We start from the raw sequence: 23,101 nt of genomic DNA, 5'->3' as shown, positions 1-23,101 counted from the left end.
GCTCTACCGGTCTTCAGCCGTGCCGCGCAAACACGCTCTGGCGACCACCGGTGGTGAAAGCTACGACCTCATAAGCGTCGCGTCGCCCGTCTGGCGTTTCCATCCCGGGTGAACCCGCGGGCATTCCAGGAACCGCCAATCCGATTATGTCAGACGGCTTCTCGCTCAGGAGCCGTAAAATGTCCGCCGCTGGCACATGTCCTTCGATGACATATCCAGCAGCCACTGTGGTGTGGCAAGACGCAAGCTCAAGCGGCACCCGCAGACGCGCTTTGACAGCGGCCATGTCCTCCGCATTGATCAGCCTGACCGTGAAGTCGCCTGTTGATTCGATCCGGTCGGCCCAAGCCGAACAACAGCCGCAGTTTGGATCCTTATGTACAAGGATCGGCACCGGTCCCGGCGCGGCTGCGCTGCACGCGCTGATCAACCCGCCCATCGCGGCGACAAGTCCCAACGCGCGTACACTGCCCACAAAGTGACGACGGCTCAAGAGCAGGCTATCCATTTAATCGTCCTTTCTAGAATGTTAAATATTTAGCGCCGCCAGACATGAACCAACCGCCCGCCCAACCCTGAAAAGCGGTAGCGATGGACACGATCTGAAGCGCCCTCAAGTGATGCGCGGGCTCCCGGCGGCCGGCCGGGTCGGATGCGGCCCCGAATAAAAGTGGCGCAGTCACGGTTGCAAGCAGGCCGTGGGTTAAGCCGTGCCACAAAAGCTCCCGGGCGGAATTGGCTAGGGAGGGTGGCTAACTGACCACCGACAATCCAAGACCTACTCTTAAGAAGCTGTAATTCTCGTGCGTAAGTCGACAACTTGGTCCTGCACAGACCCGAAGCCATCGAACGCAACATCCCTGGCAAAACCTCCCCTTCAGTCTCCATGATGGATATACGCGCGAAGTCTCGCCGTCCCTTGCGGAAGCGCATTTGGGACAAGCTGATTGGCGTCTGTTCCTTGAGAGGCAGCCCGAACCTGCTGGGTAAACATCGTTGATCGGCGACACCGATCCACACTCAATCAGGGCTCGTCTGCCTCCTCGCCCCCAAGACGTCGGACGATCGGGTAGCCGCACTCGGTCGACATCTTGGTGTAAGGGCACTTGTGCTTCTCGACCAGGAAGCCCGGCCATTCGAGTCCTCATCTGTCGCCTAGTCGGAAACCGCCCTGAAGCTCGGCAACTACAAATTTTTCCCTCCATTTTGATGCAACCTGCGCCTCGGCGCGTTTACGACGCGCGGGAGCATCAAAGGAGAACGATGATGAAGAAAGCTCAAATCGCCACAGCTGCCCTTGTACTCGCGGCCACCATGCCTGCCCTCGCCCAAGGAAACCCACAGGGCATGGATCACAGCAAAATGAACCATGGCCAGATGAATCACTCGGCAATGGCCGAAATGATGCAGCCGACACAGGCCAACCCTTATCCGCCGGCGGAAATGAAGATGCATCGTGCCATGATGGGCGCTGTTGGTAGCGATGCGACTGAAACCTGGGTGCGTAAGATGATCGAACATCATCGCGGCGCGGTTGAGATGTCGCAGATCGTGCTACGCGACGCTCGCGACGCCAAGATCCGCGAGATGGCGACCAAGAGTTCGGCGGAGCAACGTCAAGAAATCAACGAGTTGCAGGCCTGGCTGCGCGAGCATGGCAAGCGCCCTCAATGAGGATAATTATCACTGGAGGGCTTTAACGTTAAGAAAGCAAATGGTCGCGGCGCTCGCCGCATGTTCGTAGGAATTTCAGCGAGCGCCGGGCCCCCGGTGGTAGTCCACCGCGATCGCGGCTGCCCCCGCTGTGAGAGATGGGCCGAGGACATCCGCGCGCAGTTCAAGCGGCCCGTTTCTATCATCGACGAATGCTCGCGTATGGCATCCCAGCAGGCCCGAGGCGCCCCGCAACAGCTAATCTCCTACCTTATCTAGGCTGGAAGATTGGAGATATCGAAGTCGTAAAGGGGGCTCTGGCGTTGCTCCTTTTTATAGGCTAGGGGGATACCCTATGGCTCACACCGAACAGAACAGCGCCGAGTTAATCGCACGAGTGCGGCGCATTGCAGGACAGGTCAGCGCTATTGAGCGCGGCCTGGAGCGTGGCGCGCCGTGTGGCGAAGTTCTGCACCTTGTGGCGGCGGTTCGCGGCGCGGTGAACGGCCTGCTCGACGAAATCATCGTGGACCATCTGGATCAGCATGTTGCGAAGGTGGGCCTGGATGAGGCCGAGCGCTTGCGAGCGTCGGAGGATCTGAAAGCCGTTATTCGCCGCTATTCCAAATAGGATCGATGATGACCGCGGCTTTTCACATTGATCGCTTCACTCACGATCACGTCTTCCTGGGGGCGTCGCATGACGCGAATGCGCGCCGCACATTGTGGGTGGTGGCACTGACGGCAACGATGATGGTCGGCGAAATCATCGCCGGCTATCTCACCGGGTCGATGGCGCTTCTGGCGGACGGTTTCCACATGGCGACGCATGCCGGAGCACTCAGTGTTGCGGCAATCGCGTATTCCTACGCCAAGCGGCATGCCTCGGACGACAGGTTCAGCTTCGGGACGGGCAAGGTCGGCGACCTGGCAGGATTCGCCTCCGCGCTGGTGCTCGCCGTGATCGCAATCGGCATCGGCGTCGAATCGCTAATTCGCCTCTTCCAGCCGACCACAGTGGCGTTCACCGAAGCGACCATCATCGCCGCGATCGGTCTCGCCGTGAACATTGTCAGTGCCTTTCTCCTGGCGGGAAGTCATTCGCACGATCACGGTCATGGCCATTCCCATAGCCATCATGCGCAGCCACATGCCCATAGACATGAAGGACACCAGCACGATGACGACGAGACCCATGCAGTGGCTGGGCTGCGAAGCCAGGACAACAACCTTCGCGCCGCCTATGTCCATGTCCTTGCCGACGCGCTGACCTCGGTGCTGGCGATCGTCGCGCTCCTGTCAGGACGCTTCCTCGGCTGGGTGTGGCTCGATCCGGTGATGGGGGTGGTCGGTGCCACCGTGATCGCCCGCTGGTCATGGTCGCTGATGCGCGAAACTGCCTGGGTGCTGCTCGACCGGAGCGACGAGCATGTCGCCGAGGAAATCCGCGAACTGGTCGAAACGCCCGGCGATGCCCAAATCGCGGACCTGCACGTCTGGCGCGTCGGCCCCGACGCACATGCTGGTATCGTTAGCGTAGTGGCGGGCGGTGCAGTGGATCGCACGACGGTGCAAAAGCGCCTCAAGCCGGTCCGCGGGCTTCGCCATCTGACGATCGAGATGCAGTCGCCATGAAGTCGCCCTGCATCGACATCTGCCTTTTCGATGGACGTACCGGCTGGTGCAAGGGATGCGGCCGCACCAACGACGAAATTCGCACCTGGAAGAAGAGCCAGCCACATCAACAACGTCGGATCGCGTCGGACCTCCCACGACGCCTTGCCAAGCTCGCCCCGACGGCGAAGCCGATTAGGCCGGACCGATGATGGAATCGCTGCGATTGACCGGCTGCCGGATAAGGGCGACGCCTTGCGTCAATGCTGTCGTTAATGTCATCAATGACACGCAGCCTCGACTTGGAGAGCACCGCGCATGACACTTGCGGTATCATGCCGGCAATCTATGCTCCGTGCTCGTGATTAGGGTGTCACGACCATTATTTCTTAGATTTTTCTCGATGCTGTGCATCGGGCTGACGCTCGTCTTCGCAAGCGCCAGCATGGCTAGTGTCATCGATCGCATGCAGCATCAATCAGACGCATCGGGCGATCATAACCATCTACTGTTCAGCAAAATCGTTTCAGAACCCAGCGACCATCAACACGAGCCTCATAAGCCCGATCTGGACGACAAGGAAGATGCTCCTGATCATCAGCCCGGCACTGGGCATCACCATCATGGTGATTCCGGGGCGTCGCTTGCTGCCTTTGGGATGCAAGGCCAGGCAGGGGCTTTTCCAACATCATCGTCACTATCACCAGTAGCCGACGATCGATTGGCGGGCGTTTTGATTCCCGGACCTGAGCGTCCCCCCAAGACCATCGCAAATCGCACCTAGAGCCGCCGTGTCGAATTAGGCGCGGCTTTAGCCACGCCTGTTCGTGAGGCCGAATTGTCATGTTTTCAATATTCTTTGCGCACCAGCCGGTGCGCTTTCGGCGCGCGCTTGCGATAGGCGCGGCTATCGCTGCCCTATCCGACCCGTCCGTCGGGGTGGCGCAAGACCTCAGTCTATCCGACGCCCTTTCCAGGGTCGCCACTGGCGATCCCGCCGTGGCAGCCAATGCCGCGCGAATTCAAGCCGCCGATGCCGCGATTACCCAGGCCGATGTGCGGCCACGAGATGTCGTGGGCGTCGATGTAGAGGACTTCACCGGCACCGGCCCGTATTCTGCTCTTGGGCGTTCGCAGGCGACCGCCTGGTATGAACGGACTTGGGAGCGCGGCGGCAAGCGTGAAGCGCGTGTTGGCGCTGCTCGCTCGGAACTTGGCGTCACCGCCGAGCGCAATCGCCTGCGGATGCTTGATCTGTTCGCCCAGGTGCAGGCTGCATGGGTTGAGGCGCTAGCAGCCGAAGCCGCTATCCCGATCGCCGCCCAGCGCCTTGCTGGGGCGCGGCAGGTAGAAGGTGAAGTAGACCGCAGGGTAGGTCGGGCTCTCGATCCTCTATTCGCGGCGGAACGAGCGCGAACCACTGTGGCGCAAGCTCGGATCGCACTGGATCAAGCACGCGAGAATGCCCGTATCGCCCGCACGACGCTCGCCTCTTATTGGGGAGCCACCGGCGGCGATTACAACCTCGACACCCAGCCTTTCACTATTATGGAGCCATCCCGGCCCCCGGGGGATGATAGCCCCGAACTCGCCTTGCTCACCGCCGAGCGGGACGCCGCCGGGGCAAAGATCCGCCTTGCGGAGGCAAGCAGCGTCGGCGACCCCAGCGCGCGGGTGGGCCTACGCCATTTCGGGCAGGGCAATGATGTGGCGATCATAGTCGGGGGTTCGATCCCGCTCGGCAACCGCACCGCCAACCGCGGCAATGTCGCGCGCGCCAATGCGGAAGCACAGGCGGCCGAAGCCGAACTTGCCGTTGCGCGGGCACAGCTCGGGCGCGAAATCGACAGGATTGTTGCCGAACGCGCGGCGCTTGCCACCGAGATCGCCTGGATTGAACGCGAAGTGCTACCAAGCGCGGCGCGCGCGGTGACGCTTGTCCGCGACGGCTTCGCGCGTGGCGGCACCGCGTTCACCTTCCTCGAAGTCAACCAGGCTCAGCAGGCTGTCGTTGATGCACGATCCCGCCGGGTCGAACTGCTGCGCCGCTTCCATCTTCGCGGCGCCCGGCTCGATCGGTTGACCGGCCGTCATGCCTCCCTCCTTTCCAGCGCGGAGAACCGCTGATGACACGATTCCTATTGTCTGCGGGTTCGATGCTCGCATTTGCGCTGCTCGCCGGCTGTGGCGAGTCCCCTGCCACCAAGGAGGCGGGCGAAAGCCAGGCGGCCGCTGCCGCCGATGACTATGAGCGCGGGCCGCATCGCGGGCGAATGCTGCGCGACGGGGATTTCGCGGTCGAGATCACGATTTTCGAGGAGGGTGTCGATCCCCAGTTCCACGTCTATGCCTACCGGAACGGCAAGCCGATAGCGCCAGGTGACGTCCAGCTTGCCATCGAGCTGTCGCGCCTCGGCGGTAAGGTCGATCGCTTCGCCTTCACGCCGCAAGAGGACTATCTGCGCGGCGGCGGCGTGGTCATCGAGCCCCACTCTTTCGACGTTAAGGTGCGCGCCGTCGAAGGCGGGCGCACGCACAGCTGGACTTACGCGTCCTACGAGGGCCGGACCACTATTTCCGCGCAGGCGGCCAAGGCCGGCGGGGTGCGCTCCGAGCGCGCCGGTCCCGCAACGGTGGCCGAGCTGATCGACATGGGCGGCCGCATCGAAATCACACCCGAAGGCAAGGCCGATGTGCGCGCCCGGCTTCCCGGCCAAATCGTCTGGATGAGTGGCAAGCTGGGCGATCGGGTCAACCGGGGACAGGCGTTGCTGCGTGTCGAATCCAGCCATTCGCTCCAGACCTATGCCGTGTCGGCCCCTATCAGCGGCACCATCATTGAGAAGAACGCCAATGTCGGCGATACCACCGGCGATAGGGCGCTGTTCGTGATCGCCGATCCGACCCGGCTTCATGCCGAGTTCTTCGTCTATCCGCGCGACGCCGAGCGCGTACGCGTCGGCCAGCGGGTCAACGTTCGCAGTCTCTCCGGCGATGCGAAGCTCGACGCCCCGGTAGAAGCCGTTCTGCCGACCGCGGACGTCGCCAGCCAGACGATGATGGCGCATGTCCATCTACCGCCGAGTGCGTCGCGCGAATTCCGGCCAGGCATGGGCGTCGAGGGTTCCTTTGCCGTGGCCGAAGCGCAAGTGCCGCTTGCGGTGAGGACCAAGGCGATTCAGCGGTTTCGCGACTTCGAGGTGGTCTATGCCAAGGTTGGCAACACCTACGAAGTGCGAATGCTGGAGATCGGGCGCCGCACGCCCGAATGGACCGAAGTGCTCGGCGGCCTTGAACCCGGCACCGAATATGTGACCGATGGCGCGTTCCTGATCCGTGCCGACATCGACAAGTCGGGAGCCAGCCATGACCACTGAGAACGAAACGCCCGTCCGTTCGGCGTTGTTCGAACGCTTCATCTCCAACGCGATCCGCTTTCGCTGGGCCGTTTTGACCATGGTTGCGCTGCTCTGCGCGATCGGCGTCTGGGCCTTCCAGCGCCTGCCGATCGACGCCACACCCGACATCACCAACGTTCAGGTCCAGATCAACAGCGAGGCGGCCGGCTTCTCGCCATTGGAAGCCGAACAGCGCGTGACCTTCCCGGTCGAGACGGCGATCGCCGGCCTGCCGGGCCTTCAATACACCCGCTCGATCTCGCGCTATGGCCTCTCCCAGGTGACGGCGGTGTTCGAGGACGGCACCAGCATCTATTTCGCGCGCCAGCTCATCAACGAACGGCTCCAGACCGCGCGCGACCAGCTGCCCGAAGGCGTCATACCCGAGATGGGACCGATCGCCACGGGCCTCGGCGAGATCTTCATGTACACGCTGGAGGCAGCCCCCGGCGCACGCAAGCCCGACGGCGGCCGCTATACGCCCGAGGACCTGCGGACCTTGCAGGACTGGGTGATCCGGCCGCAACTCAGAAACACGTCGGGCGTCACCGAGGTCAACAGCATCGGCGGCTATGAGCGGCAATATCATGTGGCCCCGCTGCCCGACCGGCTTTCCGCCTATGGCCTCACGCTCAATGATGTCGTCGAGGCACTCGGCCGCAACAACGCCAATGTCGGCGCCGGTTATGTCGAGCGCTATGGCGAGCAGTATCTTGTCCGCGTGCCCGGCCAAGCGTCGGGTATCGACGATCTCAAGTCGATCATCGTCACCAATCGCGGCGGCGTGCCGATCCGCGTGGCCGACGTCGCCGATGTCGGCATGGGTGAGGAGCTGCGCACCGGCGCCGCGACTGAAAACGGGCAGGAAGTGGTGCTCGGCACCGTGTTCATGCTCGCGGGTGAGAATAGCCGGATCGTCGCGCGGGCAGCAGCCGAGCGACTGGAAGAAGCTGCAAAGGCCCTGCCAGCGGGCGTGAAGGCAGTGCCGATCTACGACCGCACCGATCTCGTCGAGCGGGCGATCTGGACGGTCGAGAAGAACCTCGCGGAAGGTGCGCTGCTCGTGATCGTGGTCCTGTTCTTGCTGCTCGGCAATATCCGTGCGGCACTCATCACGGCGGCGGTGATCCCAGTCACCATGCTTATGACCATCACCGGCATGGTGCGCGCGGGTGTGTCGGGCAACCTGATGAGCCTTGGCGCACTCGACTTCGGCCTGATCGTCGACGGCGCCGTCATCATCGTCGAGAATTGCCTGCGCCGATTCGGCGAGGCGCAGCACCGCCAGGGACGATTGCTCGACCGTGAAGAACGCTTTGCTCTAACCGCCTCCGCGACATCTGAAGTCATCCGCCCGTCGCTGTTCGGCATGCTCATCATCGCGCTGGTCTATGTGCCGATCTTCGCGCTGACCGGCGTCGAGGGGAAGATGTTCCACCCGATGGCGATCACCGTTGTCATGGCGCTGACCTTCGCCCTCATTCTCTCGCTCACCTTCGTGCCGGCGGCGGTCGCGCTGTTCGTCACGGGCAAGGTCGAGGAGAAGGAAAGCCGCGTGATGGGCTGGGCACGCAAACTCTATGCGCCCGCCCTCGACACCGCCTTGCGGCTGCGGGTCGCGTTCGTCGCGGGCGCGGTGGTGCTGGTCGCCATAGCGGGCTTTGCCGCAACGCGCATGGGATCAGAGTTCGTCCCCAATCTGGATGAGGGCGACATCGCGCTCCATGCGCTGCGCATTCCCGGCACCAGCCTCACGCAAGCTATCGGGATGCAGACAACGCTCGAAGCACGGCTCAAGCAGTTCCCGGAAGTTGAGCGGATCGTCTCGAAGATCGGCACGGCCGAAGTGGCGACCGATCCGATGCCGCCTTCGGTCGCCGACACGTTCATCATGCTCAAGGATCGCAAGGACTGGCCGGACCCACGGAAACCCAGGGCCGAGCTGGTTCGCGAGATGCAGACGGCAGCCGCGACGATTCCCGGCAACAACTATGAGTTCACCCAGCCCATACAGATGCGATTCAACGAGCTTTTGTCCGGGGTCCGGGCGGATGTCGCGATCAAGGTGTTCGGCGACGATCTCGACCAGCTTCTAGAGATAGGTCAGGCTGTCGAGAGCGTGGCGAGCGGCATCGAAGGCGCGCAGGATGTGAGCGTCGAGCAGGTGACGGGGCTGCCCGTCTTGCAGATCACGCCCGACCGGGCCGCGCTGGCGCGGCTCGGTCTCAACATCGGCGACATTCAGGACGTTGTGGCTGTCTCCATTGGCGGGCGCGAAGCCGGCCGGATCTTCGAGGGCGACCGGCGCTTCCCGGTGATCGTGCGATTGCCCGAGGACATCAGAAGCAGAGCCGACGAGATCGGCCGGTTGCGAATTCCGCTGGCCGGCAATGGCACGGACCCGCTTGGGTTCGTACCGCTCGCCGACGTGGCGAAAGTGGAGGTCGTCATCGGCCCCAACCAGATCAGCCGCGAGGACGGCAAGCGACGCGTCGTCGTGACCGCCAATGTGCGCGGGCGCGACCTTGGCTCGTTCGTCGAGGAGCTTCAACAAAAAGTGGATGCGGAAGTCGAAGTCCCCTCCGGCTATTGGGTCAGCTATGGTGGCACCTTCGAGCAACTGATCTCGGCAGCCGAGCGGTTGCGCTTGGTCGTGCCTGCCGCGCTGCTGCTGATCTTCGGCCTGCTCTACGGGCTGTTCCGATCCGCCAGGGATTCGGCAATCGTCTTCTCGGGCGTGCCATTGGCGCTGACCGGCGGCGTGGCGGCACTGCTGATCCGCGGGATGCCGCTCTCCATCTCGGCGGGCGTGGGCTTCATCGCCCTCTCGGGCGTGGCGGTGCTCAACGGCGTGGTCATGCTGAGCTTCATCCGCCAGCTCCGGGAGACGGGCAACAGCCTTGAGGACGCGATACGCGAAGGCGCGCTCACAAGGCTGAGGCCGGTGCTAATGACCGCGCTGGTGGCGAGCCTGGGGTTCGTGCCGATGGCGTTCAATGTCGGCGCGGGCGCGGAGGTACAGCGTCCGCTCGCTACTGTCGTTATCGGCGGCATCATCTCCTCGACCTTGCTGACGCTGCTGGTGCTGCCCGCACTCTATCGCATCGTCCACGGTCGCGAAGCGCGCCGTGAAGACGAACGCCCATCCGCTGATACGTCCCTCGCGCAAGCCTGAACCGTTGCCGCTCCCGCCTGCGCCCGGCGGCGCGCGAGAGACCGGCCAAGGAGTTCTCCGATGAGCTTATACGCAACCCTTACCCAGCATATCTCACGAAGCAGGCTGATGATCGCCCTCGGGCTGCTTGCTTTTTCCTTCTGCCTCAGGGTCGAGGCGTTCGCCCACAATGTCGCGGAAGGCGACAAGGGCTATATCCAGGAAAGCAGCGGCGTCCTGTTTCTCCCGTTCGTGTATCTGGGCGCCAAGCACATGGTCACGGGCTACGACCATCTGCTGTTCCTGTTCGGCGTGATCTTCTTCCTCTACCGGATGAAGGACATCGGTCTTTACGTGACGCTGTTCGCGATCGGCCATTCGACGACCATGCTGTTCGGCGTGCTGATGGGGATCAGCGCCAACGCCTATCTCATCGACGCAATCATCGGCCTGTCGGTTGTCTATAAGGCGCTCGACAATCTTGGCGCGTTCCAGCGCTGGTTCGGCTTCCAACCCAATACCAAGGTCGCGACGCTGGTGTTCGGCTTCTTCCACGGGTTCGGCCTGGCGACAAAGATTCTTGAGTTCGAGATTTCAAGTGACGGCCTGCTCGCCAACCTGATCGCCTTCAATATCGGCGTCGAGATCGGGCAACTTCTCGCGCTCGGCGCCATCCTGATCCTGATGGGCTACTGGCGCCGGACCTCAAGTTTCATGCGCCACGCCTTCGCCGCCAACACCATCCTGATGGCCGCCGGCTTCGTGCTGGTCGGCTACCAGCTCGTCGGCTTTGCCGTCGCCTGATTTCAAGGAGGTTTCGACCATGTTCAACGCCCAACGTCCCAATCTCGACGACCTGCCCACCAATCGGCAATTGATCCGGGCGACACTCGTTGCCGCCATCTCCGCCAGCGCCCTTCTCGTCGCGGTCATTCTGCCCTCGGAATATGGTGTCGATCCCACCGGAGCCGGCCGCGCGCTGGGCCTTACCCAGATGGGCGAAATCAAAGTCCAGCTGGCTGAAGAAACAGCACAGAACGCCGCCGCCGATGCAGTGGCGGCGCAGGCGCCAGCCCTCGCAAAGGTGGAGCAGGCTGCAGGCGGCAGCGTGCAACCGGTAGCCGCGCCCCCGAAGGTGCCCCTCGCGAGCGAAGCCGATGGGCGCACCGACACGACGCGCCTGACACTTGCGCCAGGCGAAGGCGCGGAGGTCAAGTTCAAGGCCAGTAAGGGCGCCCGTGTCGTCTTCAACTGGTCGGTAGAGGGCGGCCACGTCAATTACGACACCCACGCGGACGCTCCGGGCATCTCCTATCATGGTTATGGCAAGGGCCGAGCGTCGACCGGCGAGCAAGGCGATCTCGTCGCCGCATTCGACGGCAGCCACGGCTGGTTCTGGCGCAACCGTTCGGGTGCCCCGGTGACGATCATGCTACGCACCGAGGGCGCCTATAGTGAGATCAAGCGGGTTGTCTGACATCGCTGCATCTCGTCCGATCGAATCCCGCCGTGCGAGCCCTCATGAACAGCGCGGTGGGATCGTCGGCGTCATGCGTTTTACCGGAGAGTTTTCAGCTGCCGGACATCGATCTTCTCGCGCTGGGTTATCCTGGCCTGTTTCTGGCTGCGCTGGTTGCTGCAACCCTGCTGCCGGCACAATCCGAACTGCTGCTGCTCGCCATGCTGGCTTCCGGAAGGTTCGAGCCGGTCCCGCTGCTCCTGGCCGCGTCGGTGGGCAATGTGCTGGGCTCAACACTCAACTGGGCGCTTGGCCGCTTTCTCGCGCATCATCGCGGCGCCCGCTGGTTCCCGGTCTCGGAGACCGCAATGGCGAAAGCGGAAAGGCGCTATCGCCGGTTCGGCGCGCTTTCCCTGCTGTTCTCATGGCTGCCCATCATCGGCGATCCCCTGACGCTTATCGCCGGCGTCTTGCGCACGCCGCTTTCCCGCTTCCTCCTGCTGGTCACGATCGCCAAATCCGGACGCTATCTAGTGCTGATGGTGGCGCATGGTTATCTGACCGCATGAGGCTGCAGACCAGTCTCACGGGCCCAACGAGGTAGCCATGCTCAAAATATTGGCCAACCGAACCTATCGCCATCTGTTCTTGGCCCAGATCATCGCGCTGATCGGCACCGGCCTCGCTACCGTCGCGTTGGGCCTGCTCGCCTATGACATCGCTGGTGCTGACGCGGGTGCCGTGCTGGGCACAGCGATGGCGATCAAGATGATCGCTTATATCGGTGTGGCCCCGATTGTCGGCGCCTATGCAAACCGATTGCCGCGCCGTAGTTTCCTCATCGCGATGGACCTGATCCGTTGCCTGGTCGCGCTCGCGCTGCCCTTCATCGATCAGGTGTGGCAAATCTACGTACTGATCTTCGTGCTGCAATCGGCTTCGGCAGGGTTCACGCCGACCTTCCAGGCGACCATCCCTGACGTGCTGCCCGAGGAACAGGACTATACTAAGGCGCTGTCCCTCTCTCGCCTCGCCTATGACATGGAAAGCCTGACAAGCCCGATGCTCGCTGCCGCGCTGCTTACGGTTATGAGCTTCCACTGGCTGTTCTCAGGCACTGCAATCGGTTTTGCCTGTTCGGCCCTTCTTGTGTTGACGACCGTGCTTCCGCGGGCCGCTGCCAGCCGGCCGACGGGCGGCATCTATTATAATACCACGCGCGGCGCCCGGCTTTACCTCAAAACGCCTCGGCTTCGTGGCCTGCTCGCCGTGACTCTTGCAGCCGCCGCGGCCAGTGCGATGGTGATTGTTAATACGCCAGTGCTGGTACAGTCGGCCCTTGGGCGTGGACAGAGCGCGATGGCGATCACGCTCGCCGCTTTCGGTGGCGGCTCGATGCTGGCGGCGCTGTTGCTGCCGCGTTTGCTTGAACGGCTCTCCGATCGGACAGTGATGCTGTCGGCCGCTTCGGCTATGACGGTCACGCTGGCGGCGCTCGCCTTGTCTTGGCAGGACCACGCCGCCCCCCATTATTGGGGCGTGATCCTCGTGGGCTGGTTAGCACTTGGCATTGCCTATTCGGCCAGCATTACGCCTGGTGGCCGGCTGCTACGCCGCTCTTCGGGCGGGCAGGATCGGCCCGCCCTGTTTGCAGCGCAATTCGCGCTTAGCCATGTGTGCTGGCTAATTGCCTATCCACTGGCAGGTCAGATCGGCGCATTCGGCGGCATGGGCGCCGCGTTCGCTGCGGCCGCTGTGCTGGCGCTAATCGGCACGGTGATTGCGTTCCGCATCTGGCCCAGTGAAGACGCCGAAGTGGTAGCACACAGGCATGACGATCTGCCACTCGATCATCCCCATCTTCTCGAAGGGCATCCGGGCGGTCGCGCCCGCCACGCGTTCGTGATCGACGAGCTGCATCCACGCTGGCCGATCCAGTAGCGGCAGTGAGTGTGAAAGCGAGCGGTGACGATCGCGGGCAGCGTGTCGCGGAGACTGTGTTTCGGCTACCATCCGAGCAGCGAACGCGCGCGGGAGATATCGAGGATATAGTGGTCGTTGCTGCTGTCGATCATCCAGGGCTGGATGAAGTCGTCGCTGCCGAGCGCTTCGTTCTGCAGGATGATCCCGGCCTTCGCGAGCGGCTACGGAATCCGGATAGTCTTCCGGACCTCGCCGTCGAGCGCCTCGCCCACGATGTCCTGGATCTCGGCATAGCCGGGCGCGCCGATGAGCAGCGGCAGCTCGGCCGAAAGGTCGTGCCGCCGATCGACCAGGCGAAGCACGGCATCGGCCAAGTCGTCGCGGTGCGCCGATGCCGCACGCAGCATCCCGTGATAAAAGTGCGAGATCACGCGATGCTCGTAGATCTGGGATATCTGCTGCGCGAGTAACGCCGAGCGCCCGTCGCCGTCGTAAACTCCGGCGGCGGGGAGGAAGACGACGGGAATCTTACCGCGCCTCGCGTGCAGCAGTGCTTCGGCAACAACTTTCGACTGTGGATACGCCTAGGACGCACCGATTGGCGACTCCTCGCTGATGCGCTCTTCCGGAGTGGCGGCAGGCTTATGAACCAGCATTGTGCTGGCGAAGACGAATTGCTCGACGTCGAACGACCGGAGCCCGTCAATCAGCCGGCGGGTGTCGTGCACGGTGGCCTTGTCGTAGAGCGGATTGGGGTTGCCCGTGATGTCATAGCCGATTGCCGACGCGGGCGGCCGCGGGTCTGGAGGACCGACACGATCCAGGCCGACAACCGTGTAGCGTTCCCTCGGCTGGGCAACTAGCGCGGCGGCTGTAAAGCCGCTCGCACCTGTGATGAGGACGACTTCGAGGGCGTCCTTGTCGCTCCCTGACCCACTGCGCTCACCGTCGGTCATCAATCTGCCACCCTCATTCATTGTGCTGCGGAACGCATACAGTCCCCCTGTACTTATGATCGCGAGGCGGGCGCGTGCGGATCACCGCACAATTGTTTTACGCGCCCGCCCCGCAAATCCCTTAGGCAAAATGGGGCTTTATTGCGTCACCGCGAAGCCGGCTTTCTCGATGGCCTGCTTGAGCTGCTGTACATCGGCCGTCGAGTTTACCGAAACGGTCTTTCTCGCCAAATCGATGTTGACGACGGCATTGGCATCGACGCGCTGAAGCGCGTTGGTCACACCGCGCGCACAGCCTCCGCAGGTCATTCCCTGAACTTTGAAGTCGATCATCTTCGTTCTCCCATAAGGTGGATGAAACAAATATGGGGCTTGACACTGTGTCAGGGTCAAGAGGTGAATTTAGCTGTTGACCTTGACACAATGTGAGGGACCATAAGGCCGTCGACTCAGTAGTGGAGACGACCATGAACGCCCGGGCGCAGCTGCCAATGCAGGCACAGACGAGAAGCGACGAAAGGCTGTCGCTGGCCATCGATGGCATGACCTGCGCGACGTGCGTCGGGCGGGTGGAGCGCGCCATCGCCGGGGTGCAGGGCGTTGCCGGCGTCTCGGTCAATCTCGCGACGGAGCGCGCGAATGTCGAGTTCGTCGATGGACGATCCGATGTCGCTGCCGTAGCCGATGCGGTTCTTGCGGCGGGCTACACCCCGGTGACACAGACGACCGAGCTGACGATCACCGGCATGACCTGCGCCTCCTGCGTCACCCGGGTCGAGAAGGCGCTGCTGAAAGTGCCCGGCGTCCGCTCCGCGAGTGTCAACCTGGCGGCCGAGACGGCGCGGATCGAAACGGCGGGTGACGTCCCCGCTTATGTCTTGGTCGAGGCTGTCGAAAGTGCTGGCTACACTGCATCGGCGCGCACCGGATCGGCGGAGGCGGAACGCGGCGCCGAGGACGCCCGGCGCGACGCCGCCGCAACAAGAGAGCTCCGCCATGTGCTGATCGCCGCGGCGCTGTCGCTGCCGCTTGTCTTTCCGATGCTGCTGGCCCCGTTCGGTATCGAGGTGGCCGTGCCGGGCTGGATCCAGCTGCTGCTCGCGACGCCCGTGCAGTTCTGGCTGGGCGCGCGCTTCTATCGCGCGGGTTGGAAGGCCGCGCGCGCCCGAACCGGCAATATGGACCTGCTGGTCGCGATCGGCACATCGGCCGCCTATGGGCTCAGCCTCTACCAGCTGCTGTTCGCGCCGATGCACGGCATGGACGCGCATTATTACTTCGAGGCTTCGGCCGTCGTCATCACCCTTATCCTGCTCGGCAAATGGCTCGAAGGCCGCGCCAAGCGTCAGACCGGAGAGGCGATCCGCGCGCTGATGGCGCTGCGGCCCGACCAGGCTCGCGTTGTCGGCACCGACGGCAGCGAACGAGAGATTGCCCTGGCGGAGGTGCGCTCGGGTGACCGCGTCCGCGTCCGGCCCGGGGAGCGCATCCCCGTCGATGGACGACTGATCGAGGGAGCGACCCATGTCGATGAATCCATGCTCACCGGAGAGAGCCTTCCGGTCGCCAAGGCCGCTGGAGACCCAGTGACCGGCGGATCGATCAACGCGGACGGGCTCATCCTGGTCGAGACGACGGCGGTGGGGGCTGAGACCACCCTCGCCCGCATCGTGCGCCTGGTCGAAAGCGCGCAAGGCGCCAAGGCTCCGATCCAGCGGCTCGTCGACAAAGTCAGTGCCGTGTTCGTGCCAATCGTCCTCGTCATAGCCGCGCTTACCCTCGCCGGATGGCTGATCGCCGGCGCCGGAGTGGAAGTCGCGATCCTGAACGCGGTCGCGGTGCTCGTCATCGCCTGCCCGTGCGCGCTCGGCCTAGCCACTCCGACCGCGATCATGGCCGGTACGGGCGTTGCCGCGCGGGCCGGCGTGCTCATCAAGGATGCCGAGGCGCTGGAGACCGCGCACCGCATCAATGTCGTTGCGTTCGACAAGACCGGCACGCTGACCGAAGGCAAGCCCTCGCTGCTGGCCGGACTGCCCGCCGCCGGGGTCGAGCGCACCGATCTCATCGCGCTCGCCGCGGCGCTTCAGGCCGGAAGCGAGCATCCGCTCGCACGGGCCGTCATGGCGTGGGCCAGCTCGGAAGGCGTCGAACCCGCCCGCGCCAGCGGGATGCGCGGCCTGCCCGGCCGCGGGGTTGCTGCAGACGTCAACGGCCGCGACCTGATCCTCGGCAGCACGCGCTTGATGGAGGACGAAGCTATCGCACTGACGCCGCTGGCCACCGAGGCGGCCAGGCTGGAAGCCGAGGGACGGACGGTCTCCTGGGTTGCGGAGCGCGCGCCCGAACGCCGCCTCCTCGGCCTGCTGGCGTTCGGCGACGAGGTGAAGGCTTCCGCCGCGGCCGCCGTGGCGGCGCTGCATGGCCGCGGCATACGCAGCGTGATGCTGACCGGAGACAATGCGGGAAGCGCCCGCGCAGCCGCAGCCAAGCTCGGCATCGACGACTTCGTCGCCAATGTCCTGCCGGAAGGAAAGTCGGATGCGGTAGCGGCGTTGCGGGCCGAGGACCGCACGGTCGCCATGGTCGGCGACGGCGTCAACGATGCCCCTGCCCTCGCTGCAGCGGATGTCGGCATCGCCATGTCGACTGGCACTGACGTCGCCATGCACGCAGCGGGCATCACGCTGATGCGGGGCGATCCACGCCTGGTGGCGGACGCGATCGACATCTCGAAGCGGACCTATGCCAAGATCCGCCAAGGCTTGTTCTGGGCGTTCATCTACAATCTGATCGGCATTCCGCTGGCGGCGTTCGGTTATCTAAGCCCGGTGATCGCCGGCGCGGCGATGGCGCTGTCGAGCGTCAGCGTCGCTGCCAATGCGCTGACGCTTCGCCGTTGGCGTCCGACAGCGGCTTGAGGAGACAATACGTGAATATAGGACAAGCTGCCAAAGCTTCGGGCGTCAGCCAGCGGATGATCCGCCATTATGAGGCGATCGGCCTCATCCCCAAGGCCACGCGGCGTGATTCCGGCTACCGCGACTATGACGAACGCGAGGTGCACATGCTGCGTTTCATCCGACGCGCGCGCGATCTCGGCTTCCCAATTTCGGAGATCGGCCAGCTCGTTGCGCTGTGGCAGGACGGCGATCGGGCGAGTGGTGAGGTCAAGGCCCTCGCGCTTGCACGAGCCGCGGAGATGGAGCGCAAGGAGCACGAGCTCCGAGCGATGCGCAAGTCGCTCGAAGATCTGGCGCGTCGCTGCGCGGGCGGAGATCGGCCAGATTGCCCTATCCTGGACGATCTTGCGGTCGGAGTTCAACATGTTACTCTCCGTTGTGCGCAAGAAAAGGGTTGACCTTGGACGATGGTCCGAGCCGTAAGGACGGTGAAGTCCAAACCGCGGCGAGGGATAGCGCCAAGTACCGCGTATCTATGAGGGGAGCGGGGCGCATATGGAAGGAAAGACAATGCATCAGATCGATCCCGAGATGAAGGCGTGCATCGACGCCTGCCACGAATGCCACATCACCTGCCTTCACATGGCGATGAATCACTGCCTGGAGGCGGGAGGGCGGCACGCCGAGCCGCAGCACATGAAGCTGATGCTGGACTGTGCCCAGATTTGCAGCGTCGCGATCGACTTCATGGCGCGCAAGTCCGAACACCACCGGCATATCTGCCGCGAGTGCGCCGAGATTTGCCGGGCGTGCGCGTCGAGCTGCGAAGGGCTGGACGGCATGGAGGATTGCGTCGCCGCATGTCGCAAGTGCGCCGAGGCTTGCGACAAGATGGCCGCGTAAATGGCCCGAGGGCGGCGCTTTCCCCGCCGCCCTCCCGTTACATTGCGAGCCAAGGCGCGTGAGACGGTGCGATGCACGGTCAGGGTTGCGGCAACGCTTTAGAGAGGGGCGTTGTCTGCCCTGCCGCTAGTAGGCTAGCGGCCCGCCCGCCCGCGGCTTGGCGCGGCGGTTCCAGGCAAACCCGATCACGATCACGGCAAGCATCAGGAGTTGTGCCAGCACCGACTGAAATGTCGGGAACAGGCCCAACATCGAGATACGTGGCACGCTGGCGAGCGGCGCTATGTCGATGATCCCCGCCTCTTGGAGGGCAGCGACTCCCTTACCGGCCAGCACGACCGTCAGAGCGGCCATCAGCCACGAGCTGTAGCGGAAGAACTGCGTAATCGGCAGCGTCCGGCTGTAGCGGAGCATGGCCCAGGCGATGACGGCGAGAAGGCTGATCGCTGCGCCGGCGCCGGCCAGCAGCATCGCGGTGTTACCCTGTGTCGAGAGCGCGGCGTAGAAAAGGATCGTTTCAAAGACCTCCCGATAGACCACCAGGAATGCGAGCCCGAACAGGAACCATCCCGACCCGCTCGATAGCGCCCGTGACATTTTCTCCCGGATATAGCGTTGCCACTGATCGGCTTGGGCCTTGCCGTGCATCCAGATTCCGACCGAGAGCAGCACGATCGCGGCGAACAGCGAGCCGAACCCTTCGGTCAGCTCCCGGCTCGCGCCGCTGATCCCGATCGCATAGGTGGCGACGGCCCAGGTAAGCCCGCCCGCGATGAGCGCCCCGATCCACCCGCCATGCACATAGCGCAAGGCTTCTGGCCGTTCCGCTTTGCGGAGGAACGCGATCATGGCGACCACGATCAAAAGAGCTTCCAGCCCCTCACGCAGCAGGATCGTAAAGGCCCCCAAGAAGGTGGACGCCTGCGTCGCGGCGTCGGGCGCGAGCGCCGCCTCGGCATCATCGAACAGGCCGCCCAGCACTGCCACTCGTTCGGCCACATCATCGGCCGACGTGCTGCTCTCCACAGCGGCGCGATATTCTCCCATCGCGCCTTCGATCCTGGACATGAGCGTCGGGTCGCGCGCCGAGAGCGTCGGTTCGATCGGCTCGAACCCGTCGAGATAGGCGGACAGCGCCAGTTCCTTTGCGCCGCGCCGGTCGCCGCGCCGGAACGCGGCGAGGCTTTGCGCAAGCTTGGAGCGAGCGACCGCGAGCGAGCCCGGGGCTTGTTGCATCACCTGATCGGGGTGGCGCCGCAGATAGGCGAGCACCGCGTCGGCTTTCGCCTGCCCGATGCTGCCCGCAAGCGCGGCGGGGGTGAGCGCGACCAGGGTTTTCAAATCGGGGATCCGCGCCCGCAAGCTCGGCTGGGACTTCCACAGCCGTTCGCCTTCGACCGCTTGCGCGTCGGTCAGGGCGAAGCTGCCAGCGCGGAACGCCAGCGCCCAGCGTTGATCGTTCGGCAGATCGGCGAAGCTCTGCATCGCGGTCCCGTCGATGCCTTGGCTTATCACCTGATAGAGCGCGAACACGCTGCGCTGGCGCGCCCGTTCGGCGTCGGTGAACGCGATCGGCGGCGGGTCGAGTCTGGCAGCGTCAGGCCCATGTCCGTCGCCGGTGAGGCCGTGGCAGGACGAGCAGCTTTGGACGTATAGCCTTGTTCCCATGGCGGGGTCGGGTGCCTTGGCGGGAGCGAGCGGCACCGGATAGGCCTTGAGCAGATCGGCGGCGAGGCCATGCGCGAGTGTCGCGACCTCTCGGGACGATCCCTTGCGGCCGATCACGGCTTCGAGCTGCGAAGCGCTTTGGATTAGAGATTGCCGCTCAGGCGTCGCGGGAAGTGCGCGGAGGCGCGTCGACACCCCAGCGGCGAACTCCGTCATCTCCGCGTATTCGGACGCGCTTATGACCGCGCCGTTGGCGACCGCACCGCCATAATCGACCGCCATATAGTCGAGCAGACGCCAAGCAGTTTGAACATCGCGGGTATCGGCCATCGCCGCAGCGGGGATCAACAGCAGCATAAGCGACGCGACCAGCGCGACCAGAGGTGACGGCATATGGGTGATCGATTCCAAGCTTCACTCGTCGCGGACTATGCGAACAACTCTCATTAGCAGTATTGGGCAGCGTGCGCGACCACCAATGGCAGGATGATGAACATCGCCGCCGGAGAGCTGGCGGGCGATCGTCTCCGGCGACAAGATCGTGACCGCGAACCCGGAGACGATCGGGGGGGTAGAAAAGCGGCAGCGAAGGCGCGTGACGGTGTGCGATGCACGATCAAGGTTTTCGATGAGGCTAAGCAGTGATTGAAGATACTTTCAGATCACGTACTTGTCCCAGCTTGCATAATGCTCGGCGCTGCGCTTTCCCCTTGGAAAGCTGAGGCCGACGAGCGCAATGCCGGCTACGACCGAGGCCACGGCCCCAAGGTGACCAACGCCGTCGAGGAGGAAAGGCGCGGCCACAAGCCAGGCTCCGAACGCGACGTTGATCAGCCGCAGCGCGCGGGCAACTTCTGCGGTGGCGATGATCGCGACCGTTATGACCAGCGCACCCACAACGTGATCGCTGTTCGCCATACCGCCTTCCGTGCCGAACAGTATTCGGGTCAGCATCAGCAGGACGCCGATGACGATGCTCGCAGTCAGCGTCCATGGCAGGGTCAGTCCCTTCTTTGCGTCCGCCCAGAAGGTGCTTGGCGAGGCCATCGCGTCCGACGCGTCCACCGCTCCCGCCTCTATCGCGTCACCCTGGAAGAAGGTGCGGATCAGCGGTTTGCCTTGCCGGCGCGCCCAGAGAAGGAACTGACCCATCGCAATCACCTCGTCGAGCGCGAAGGGGATCATGATCAGCATGGCGAGCGCGGCGATCAGCGCCAGCGTGCTCCATGTGCCGATGACGATGGGCTGACTGATGATGAAATAGATGCTGATGACGCCGAGCGGGATGACAAGGATGCCGAAGAAGGTCACCATCCACGGCATGGTCCGCCAGCGGTCGCGGGTGCCCATTACCGCCATCAGGATCTCGAGGACATAGCTGACCGTGCCGAGCCCACCATCGGGAATCGGCCAGGCCTTGGACATGTCCGAGGTGATGATCTCCTCGGTGCCGTTGCGTGGATCGCTCAGGGAGCCGGCGAAAAACGGCTCCCAAACGCCGTCAATATGCCCCAGTTGGTAGGCGGTGAGGATGCGCGAGGTGAGAAGGCCGATCAGACCCATGGCGACGATCGGCAGCCGCTGTGCGTCGGTGGATGGCGAATAGGTCCAGCCGGGCGGGATGTTCTTGGGGTCCATCATGCCCGCCATGCTCATGCCCGGCATCATCGGCACGAGCACCGACAGGGCGATCACGGCCGAGCCGATGAGCAGGTTGTTGTTGTACTGAGCGGCGCTCGGGCTCCAGAAGATCAGCGGGGCGAAGAACAGCCAGATGCCGACGAACGCGACCGCCCACTGCGCCCATGTCTTGGTGCGCGGAACGAGCGACAGCGCGCCGAACAGCACGATGGCGAGGCCGCTGACGACATCGCTGATGGCCAGCGCGTTCGCCCGCCACTCGATCGACGGCAGCCCGCGATCAATAGTTACGAAGCGCGCCGCCTCGCCGACACTGTGAGTGGTCACGGAGTCGTAGATAAGCGGGCTGGAGGCGAGCCACAGCCCAAGACCGATGTTTGCGTAAAGAGCCCAGCGCGCACGGCGCTCGTCGCGGTCCATTATGGCCATGTGATCGCCGTGTGCACCGTGACCGGTCATCGCCATGTCCGCCGCGCCAGGTCGGTGCCCCATGGCAGCATGGTCCATGCTGCTATGGTCCGCAGCCCCGTGATCCATGTCGGCCATTCCACCGCCTGCCGCTGCGGGTTGTTGGCCCGGCGCTACAGGTTCGGCCTTTAGCTTATCGTGCCAGGCAACCAGATTCTCGTTAAGCTTGTTGTTCCGATACCAGGCCCGCGGGTGGCGCTTCAGCGCGGCGACGATCGTCGGCAGCGTGTCCCGGAGGCGATGCTTCGGTTCCCAACCGAGCAGCAAGCGGGCGCGTGAAATATCGAGGATATAGTGGTCGTTGCTGCTGTCGATCATCCAGGGCTGGATGAAGTCGTCGCTGCCGAGCGCTTCGTTCTGCAGGATGATCCCGGCTTTCGCGAGCGGCTGCGGAATCCGGATCGTCTTCCAGCCCTCGCCGTGGAGCGCCTCGCCGACGATGTCCTGGATCTCGGCATAGCCGGGTGCGTCGGGCTCGCCGATGAGCAGCGGCAGTTCTGACGGCAGTTCGTGCCGCCGATCGACCAGACGCAGCACGGCGTCAGCCAAGTCGTCGCGGTGCACCGATGACTGCGCCGCACACAGCATGCCGGGATAAAAATGCGAAATCAGGCGGTGCTCGTAAATCTGCGATATCTGCTGCGCGAGAAAAGCCGAGCGTCCGTCGTCGTCGTAAACTCCGGCGGCGCGCATATAAACGACGGGGATGTTTCCGTGGCGCTCATGCAGCAATGTCTCGGCGTCGACCTTGGACTGCGGATAGGCCCAGGACGCGCCGATCGGCGAGTCCTCGTTGATGCGCTCGTCGGGTGTGGGGGTCGGCTTATGAACGAGCATCGTGCTGGCGAAGACGAATTGTCCGACTTCGAACGATTGCAGCCCGTCAATCAGCCGGCGGGTGCCCTGCACGGTGACCTTGTCGTAGAGCGGATTGGGGTCACCCGTGATATCATAATAGGCGGCGAGGTGGATCACCGAGGCGATGCGGTTGCCGTACCGTGCGCGCACCTCGTCAAGCGCAACTCGGACCGCTTCGTCTGACCCGAGGTCTATGTCGATCGCCGCCGCGGGCGGCGGTGGGTCGGGAGGGCCGGCGCGATCAAGGCCGACGACCGTGTAGCGCTCGCCGAGCTGGGCAATCAGCGCTGCGGCGATAAAACCGCTCGCACCCGTGATGAGGACGACTTCGCCACCCTGGCCGCTGCCGGCTTCACTGCGTTTGCCATCGGTCATGACTTTGCCACCCTTGTTCATTCATCTCTGAAAACACTGACAGGCCCACCCGGACCAACCCTCTCGCACGCCCAGCTTTGCAGCGCGACGCGGCCTTCCCGCAAGCGCCTGTGGGCGACTTAGGGCGT

General features: G+C 63.8%; 21 protein-coding genes. 16 read left to right on the top strand and 5 right to left on the bottom strand.

Annotated elements, in window-relative coordinates; genetic code table 11:
• Positions 1 to 13: 13 nt before the first annotated feature.
• Complete coding sequence (locus tag LUA85_RS19580; RefSeq protein WP_030541593.1) at positions 14 to 508, bottom strand: DUF411 domain-containing protein; 495 nt, start codon at positions 506 to 508, stop codon at positions 14 to 16.
• Between the two features lie 758 nt (positions 509 to 1,266).
• Between LUA85_RS19580 and LUA85_RS19575 the strand changes: the two genes are divergently transcribed.
• From LUA85_RS19575 to LUA85_RS19515, 13 genes are all read left to right on the top strand, one after another.
• The gene (locus tag LUA85_RS19575; RefSeq protein ID WP_030541590.1) at positions 1,267 to 1,674 is read left to right on the top strand and encodes a DUF305 domain-containing protein; all 408 of its coding nucleotides are present in this window, start codon (positions 1,267 to 1,269) and stop codon (positions 1,672 to 1,674) included.
• A gap of 334 nt (positions 1,675 to 2,008) precedes the next feature.
• A complete protein-coding gene (locus tag LUA85_RS19570; RefSeq protein WP_030541589.1) occupies positions 2,009 to 2,284 on the top strand; it encodes a metal/formaldehyde-sensitive transcriptional repressor in 276 nt (91 codons plus the stop codon).
• A gap of 8 nt (positions 2,285 to 2,292) precedes the next feature.
• The gene (gene dmeF, locus LUA85_RS19565) at positions 2,293 to 3,288 is read left to right on the top strand and encodes a CDF family Co(II)/Ni(II) efflux transporter DmeF (protein WP_030541588.1); all 996 of its coding nucleotides are present in this window, start codon (positions 2,293 to 2,295) and stop codon (positions 3,286 to 3,288) included.
• Complete coding sequence (locus LUA85_RS19560) at positions 3,285 to 3,479, top strand: DUF1289 domain-containing protein (RefSeq protein WP_030541587.1); 195 nt, start codon at positions 3,285 to 3,287, stop codon at positions 3,477 to 3,479. The genes dmeF and LUA85_RS19560 overlap by 4 nt, the downstream gene beginning before the upstream one ends.
• 233 nt (positions 3,480 to 3,712) lie before the next feature.
• A complete protein-coding gene (locus LUA85_RS19555; RefSeq protein WP_156029342.1) occupies positions 3,713 to 4,051 on the top strand; it encodes a hypothetical protein in 339 nt (112 codons plus the stop codon).
• Positions 4,052 to 4,110: 59 nt separating this feature from the next.
• A complete protein-coding gene (locus LUA85_RS19550) occupies positions 4,111 to 5,394 on the top strand; it encodes a TolC family protein (RefSeq protein WP_030541586.1) in 1,284 nt (427 codons plus the stop codon).
• Complete coding sequence (locus LUA85_RS19545) at positions 5,394 to 6,644, top strand: efflux RND transporter periplasmic adaptor subunit (RefSeq protein WP_231472096.1); 1,251 nt, start codon at positions 5,394 to 5,396, stop codon at positions 6,642 to 6,644. The genes LUA85_RS19550 and LUA85_RS19545 overlap by 1 nt, the downstream gene beginning before the upstream one ends.
• A complete protein-coding gene (locus LUA85_RS19540; protein ID WP_305799998.1) occupies positions 6,634 to 9,840 on the top strand; it encodes an efflux RND transporter permease subunit in 3,207 nt (1,068 codons plus the stop codon). Before LUA85_RS19545 ends, LUA85_RS19540 begins: the two co-directional genes overlap by 11 nt.
• 108 nt (positions 9,841 to 9,948) lie before the next feature.
• Positions 9,949 to 10,623, top strand: a complete 675-nt coding sequence (locus LUA85_RS19535; RefSeq protein ID WP_226018252.1) for a HupE/UreJ family protein — start codon at positions 9,949 to 9,951, stop codon at positions 10,621 to 10,623.
• Between the two features lie 19 nt (positions 10,624 to 10,642).
• Complete coding sequence (locus tag LUA85_RS19530; protein WP_030541582.1) at positions 10,643 to 11,296, top strand: hypothetical protein; 654 nt, start codon at positions 10,643 to 10,645, stop codon at positions 11,294 to 11,296.
• 44 nt (positions 11,297 to 11,340) lie between these two features.
• The gene (locus tag LUA85_RS19525) at positions 11,341 to 11,847 is read left to right on the top strand and encodes a YqaA family protein (protein WP_081856854.1); all 507 of its coding nucleotides are present in this window, start codon (positions 11,341 to 11,343) and stop codon (positions 11,845 to 11,847) included.
• A gap of 37 nt (positions 11,848 to 11,884) precedes the next feature.
• Positions 11,885 to 13,219 (top strand): MFS transporter, encoded by a 1,335-nt coding sequence (locus LUA85_RS19520; RefSeq protein ID WP_030541580.1) that lies wholly within the window; start codon positions 11,885 to 11,887, stop codon positions 13,217 to 13,219.
• A 110-nt stretch (positions 13,220 to 13,329) separates the two neighbouring features.
• Entirely contained in the window at positions 13,330 to 13,671 is a 342-nt protein-coding gene (locus LUA85_RS19515) for a hypothetical protein (protein ID WP_030541579.1), read from the top strand.
• Positions 13,672 to 13,785: 114 nt separating this feature from the next.
• Here LUA85_RS19515 and LUA85_RS19510 read toward each other — a convergent pair whose 3' ends face one another.
• Positions 13,786 to 14,157 carry a hypothetical protein gene (locus tag LUA85_RS19510; RefSeq protein ID WP_030541578.1) on the bottom strand — a complete coding sequence of 124 codons (372 nt, stop codon included), beginning with the start codon at positions 14,155 to 14,157 and terminating at the stop codon, positions 13,786 to 13,788.
• 138 nt (positions 14,158 to 14,295) lie between these two features.
• The gene (locus LUA85_RS19505; protein WP_030541577.1) at positions 14,296 to 14,490 is read right to left on the bottom strand and encodes a heavy-metal-associated domain-containing protein; all 195 of its coding nucleotides are present in this window, start codon (positions 14,488 to 14,490) and stop codon (positions 14,296 to 14,298) included.
• A gap of 134 nt (positions 14,491 to 14,624) precedes the next feature.
• On the opposite strand from LUA85_RS19505, the gene LUA85_RS19500 reads away from it, so the two are divergent.
• From LUA85_RS19500 to LUA85_RS19490, 3 genes are all read left to right on the top strand, one after another.
• Complete coding sequence (locus tag LUA85_RS19500) at positions 14,625 to 17,078, top strand: heavy metal translocating P-type ATPase (protein ID WP_052242504.1); 2,454 nt, start codon at positions 14,625 to 14,627, stop codon at positions 17,076 to 17,078.
• Positions 17,079 to 17,089: 11 nt separating this feature from the next.
• Positions 17,090 to 17,518 (top strand): Cu(I)-responsive transcriptional regulator, encoded by a 429-nt coding sequence (gene cueR, locus LUA85_RS19495; RefSeq protein ID WP_082013386.1) that lies wholly within the window; start codon positions 17,090 to 17,092, stop codon positions 17,516 to 17,518.
• 112 nt (positions 17,519 to 17,630) lie between these two features.
• A complete protein-coding gene (locus LUA85_RS19490; protein ID WP_039335527.1) occupies positions 17,631 to 17,963 on the top strand; it encodes a four-helix bundle copper-binding protein in 333 nt (110 codons plus the stop codon).
• Positions 17,964 to 18,089: 126 nt separating this feature from the next.
• Here LUA85_RS19490 and LUA85_RS19485 read toward each other — a convergent pair whose 3' ends face one another.
• The gene (locus LUA85_RS19485; protein ID WP_058818219.1) at positions 18,090 to 20,024 is read right to left on the bottom strand and encodes a cytochrome c/FTR1 family iron permease; all 1,935 of its coding nucleotides are present in this window, start codon (positions 20,022 to 20,024) and stop codon (positions 18,090 to 18,092) included.
• A gap of 264 nt (positions 20,025 to 20,288) precedes the next feature.
• A complete protein-coding gene (locus LUA85_RS19480; RefSeq protein WP_037471820.1) occupies positions 20,289 to 22,973 on the bottom strand; it encodes a vitamin K epoxide reductase family protein in 2,685 nt (894 codons plus the stop codon).
• Positions 22,974 to 23,101: the final 128 nt, after the last annotated feature.

It is taken from the genome of Novosphingobium sp. CECT 9465 (genome assembly GCF_920987055.1).
GTDB lineage: Bacteria > Pseudomonadota > Alphaproteobacteria > Sphingomonadales > Sphingomonadaceae > Novosphingobium.
Note: the sequence above shows the minus strand (reverse complement) of the source record. Positions and strands in the feature narration are given on the sequence as shown.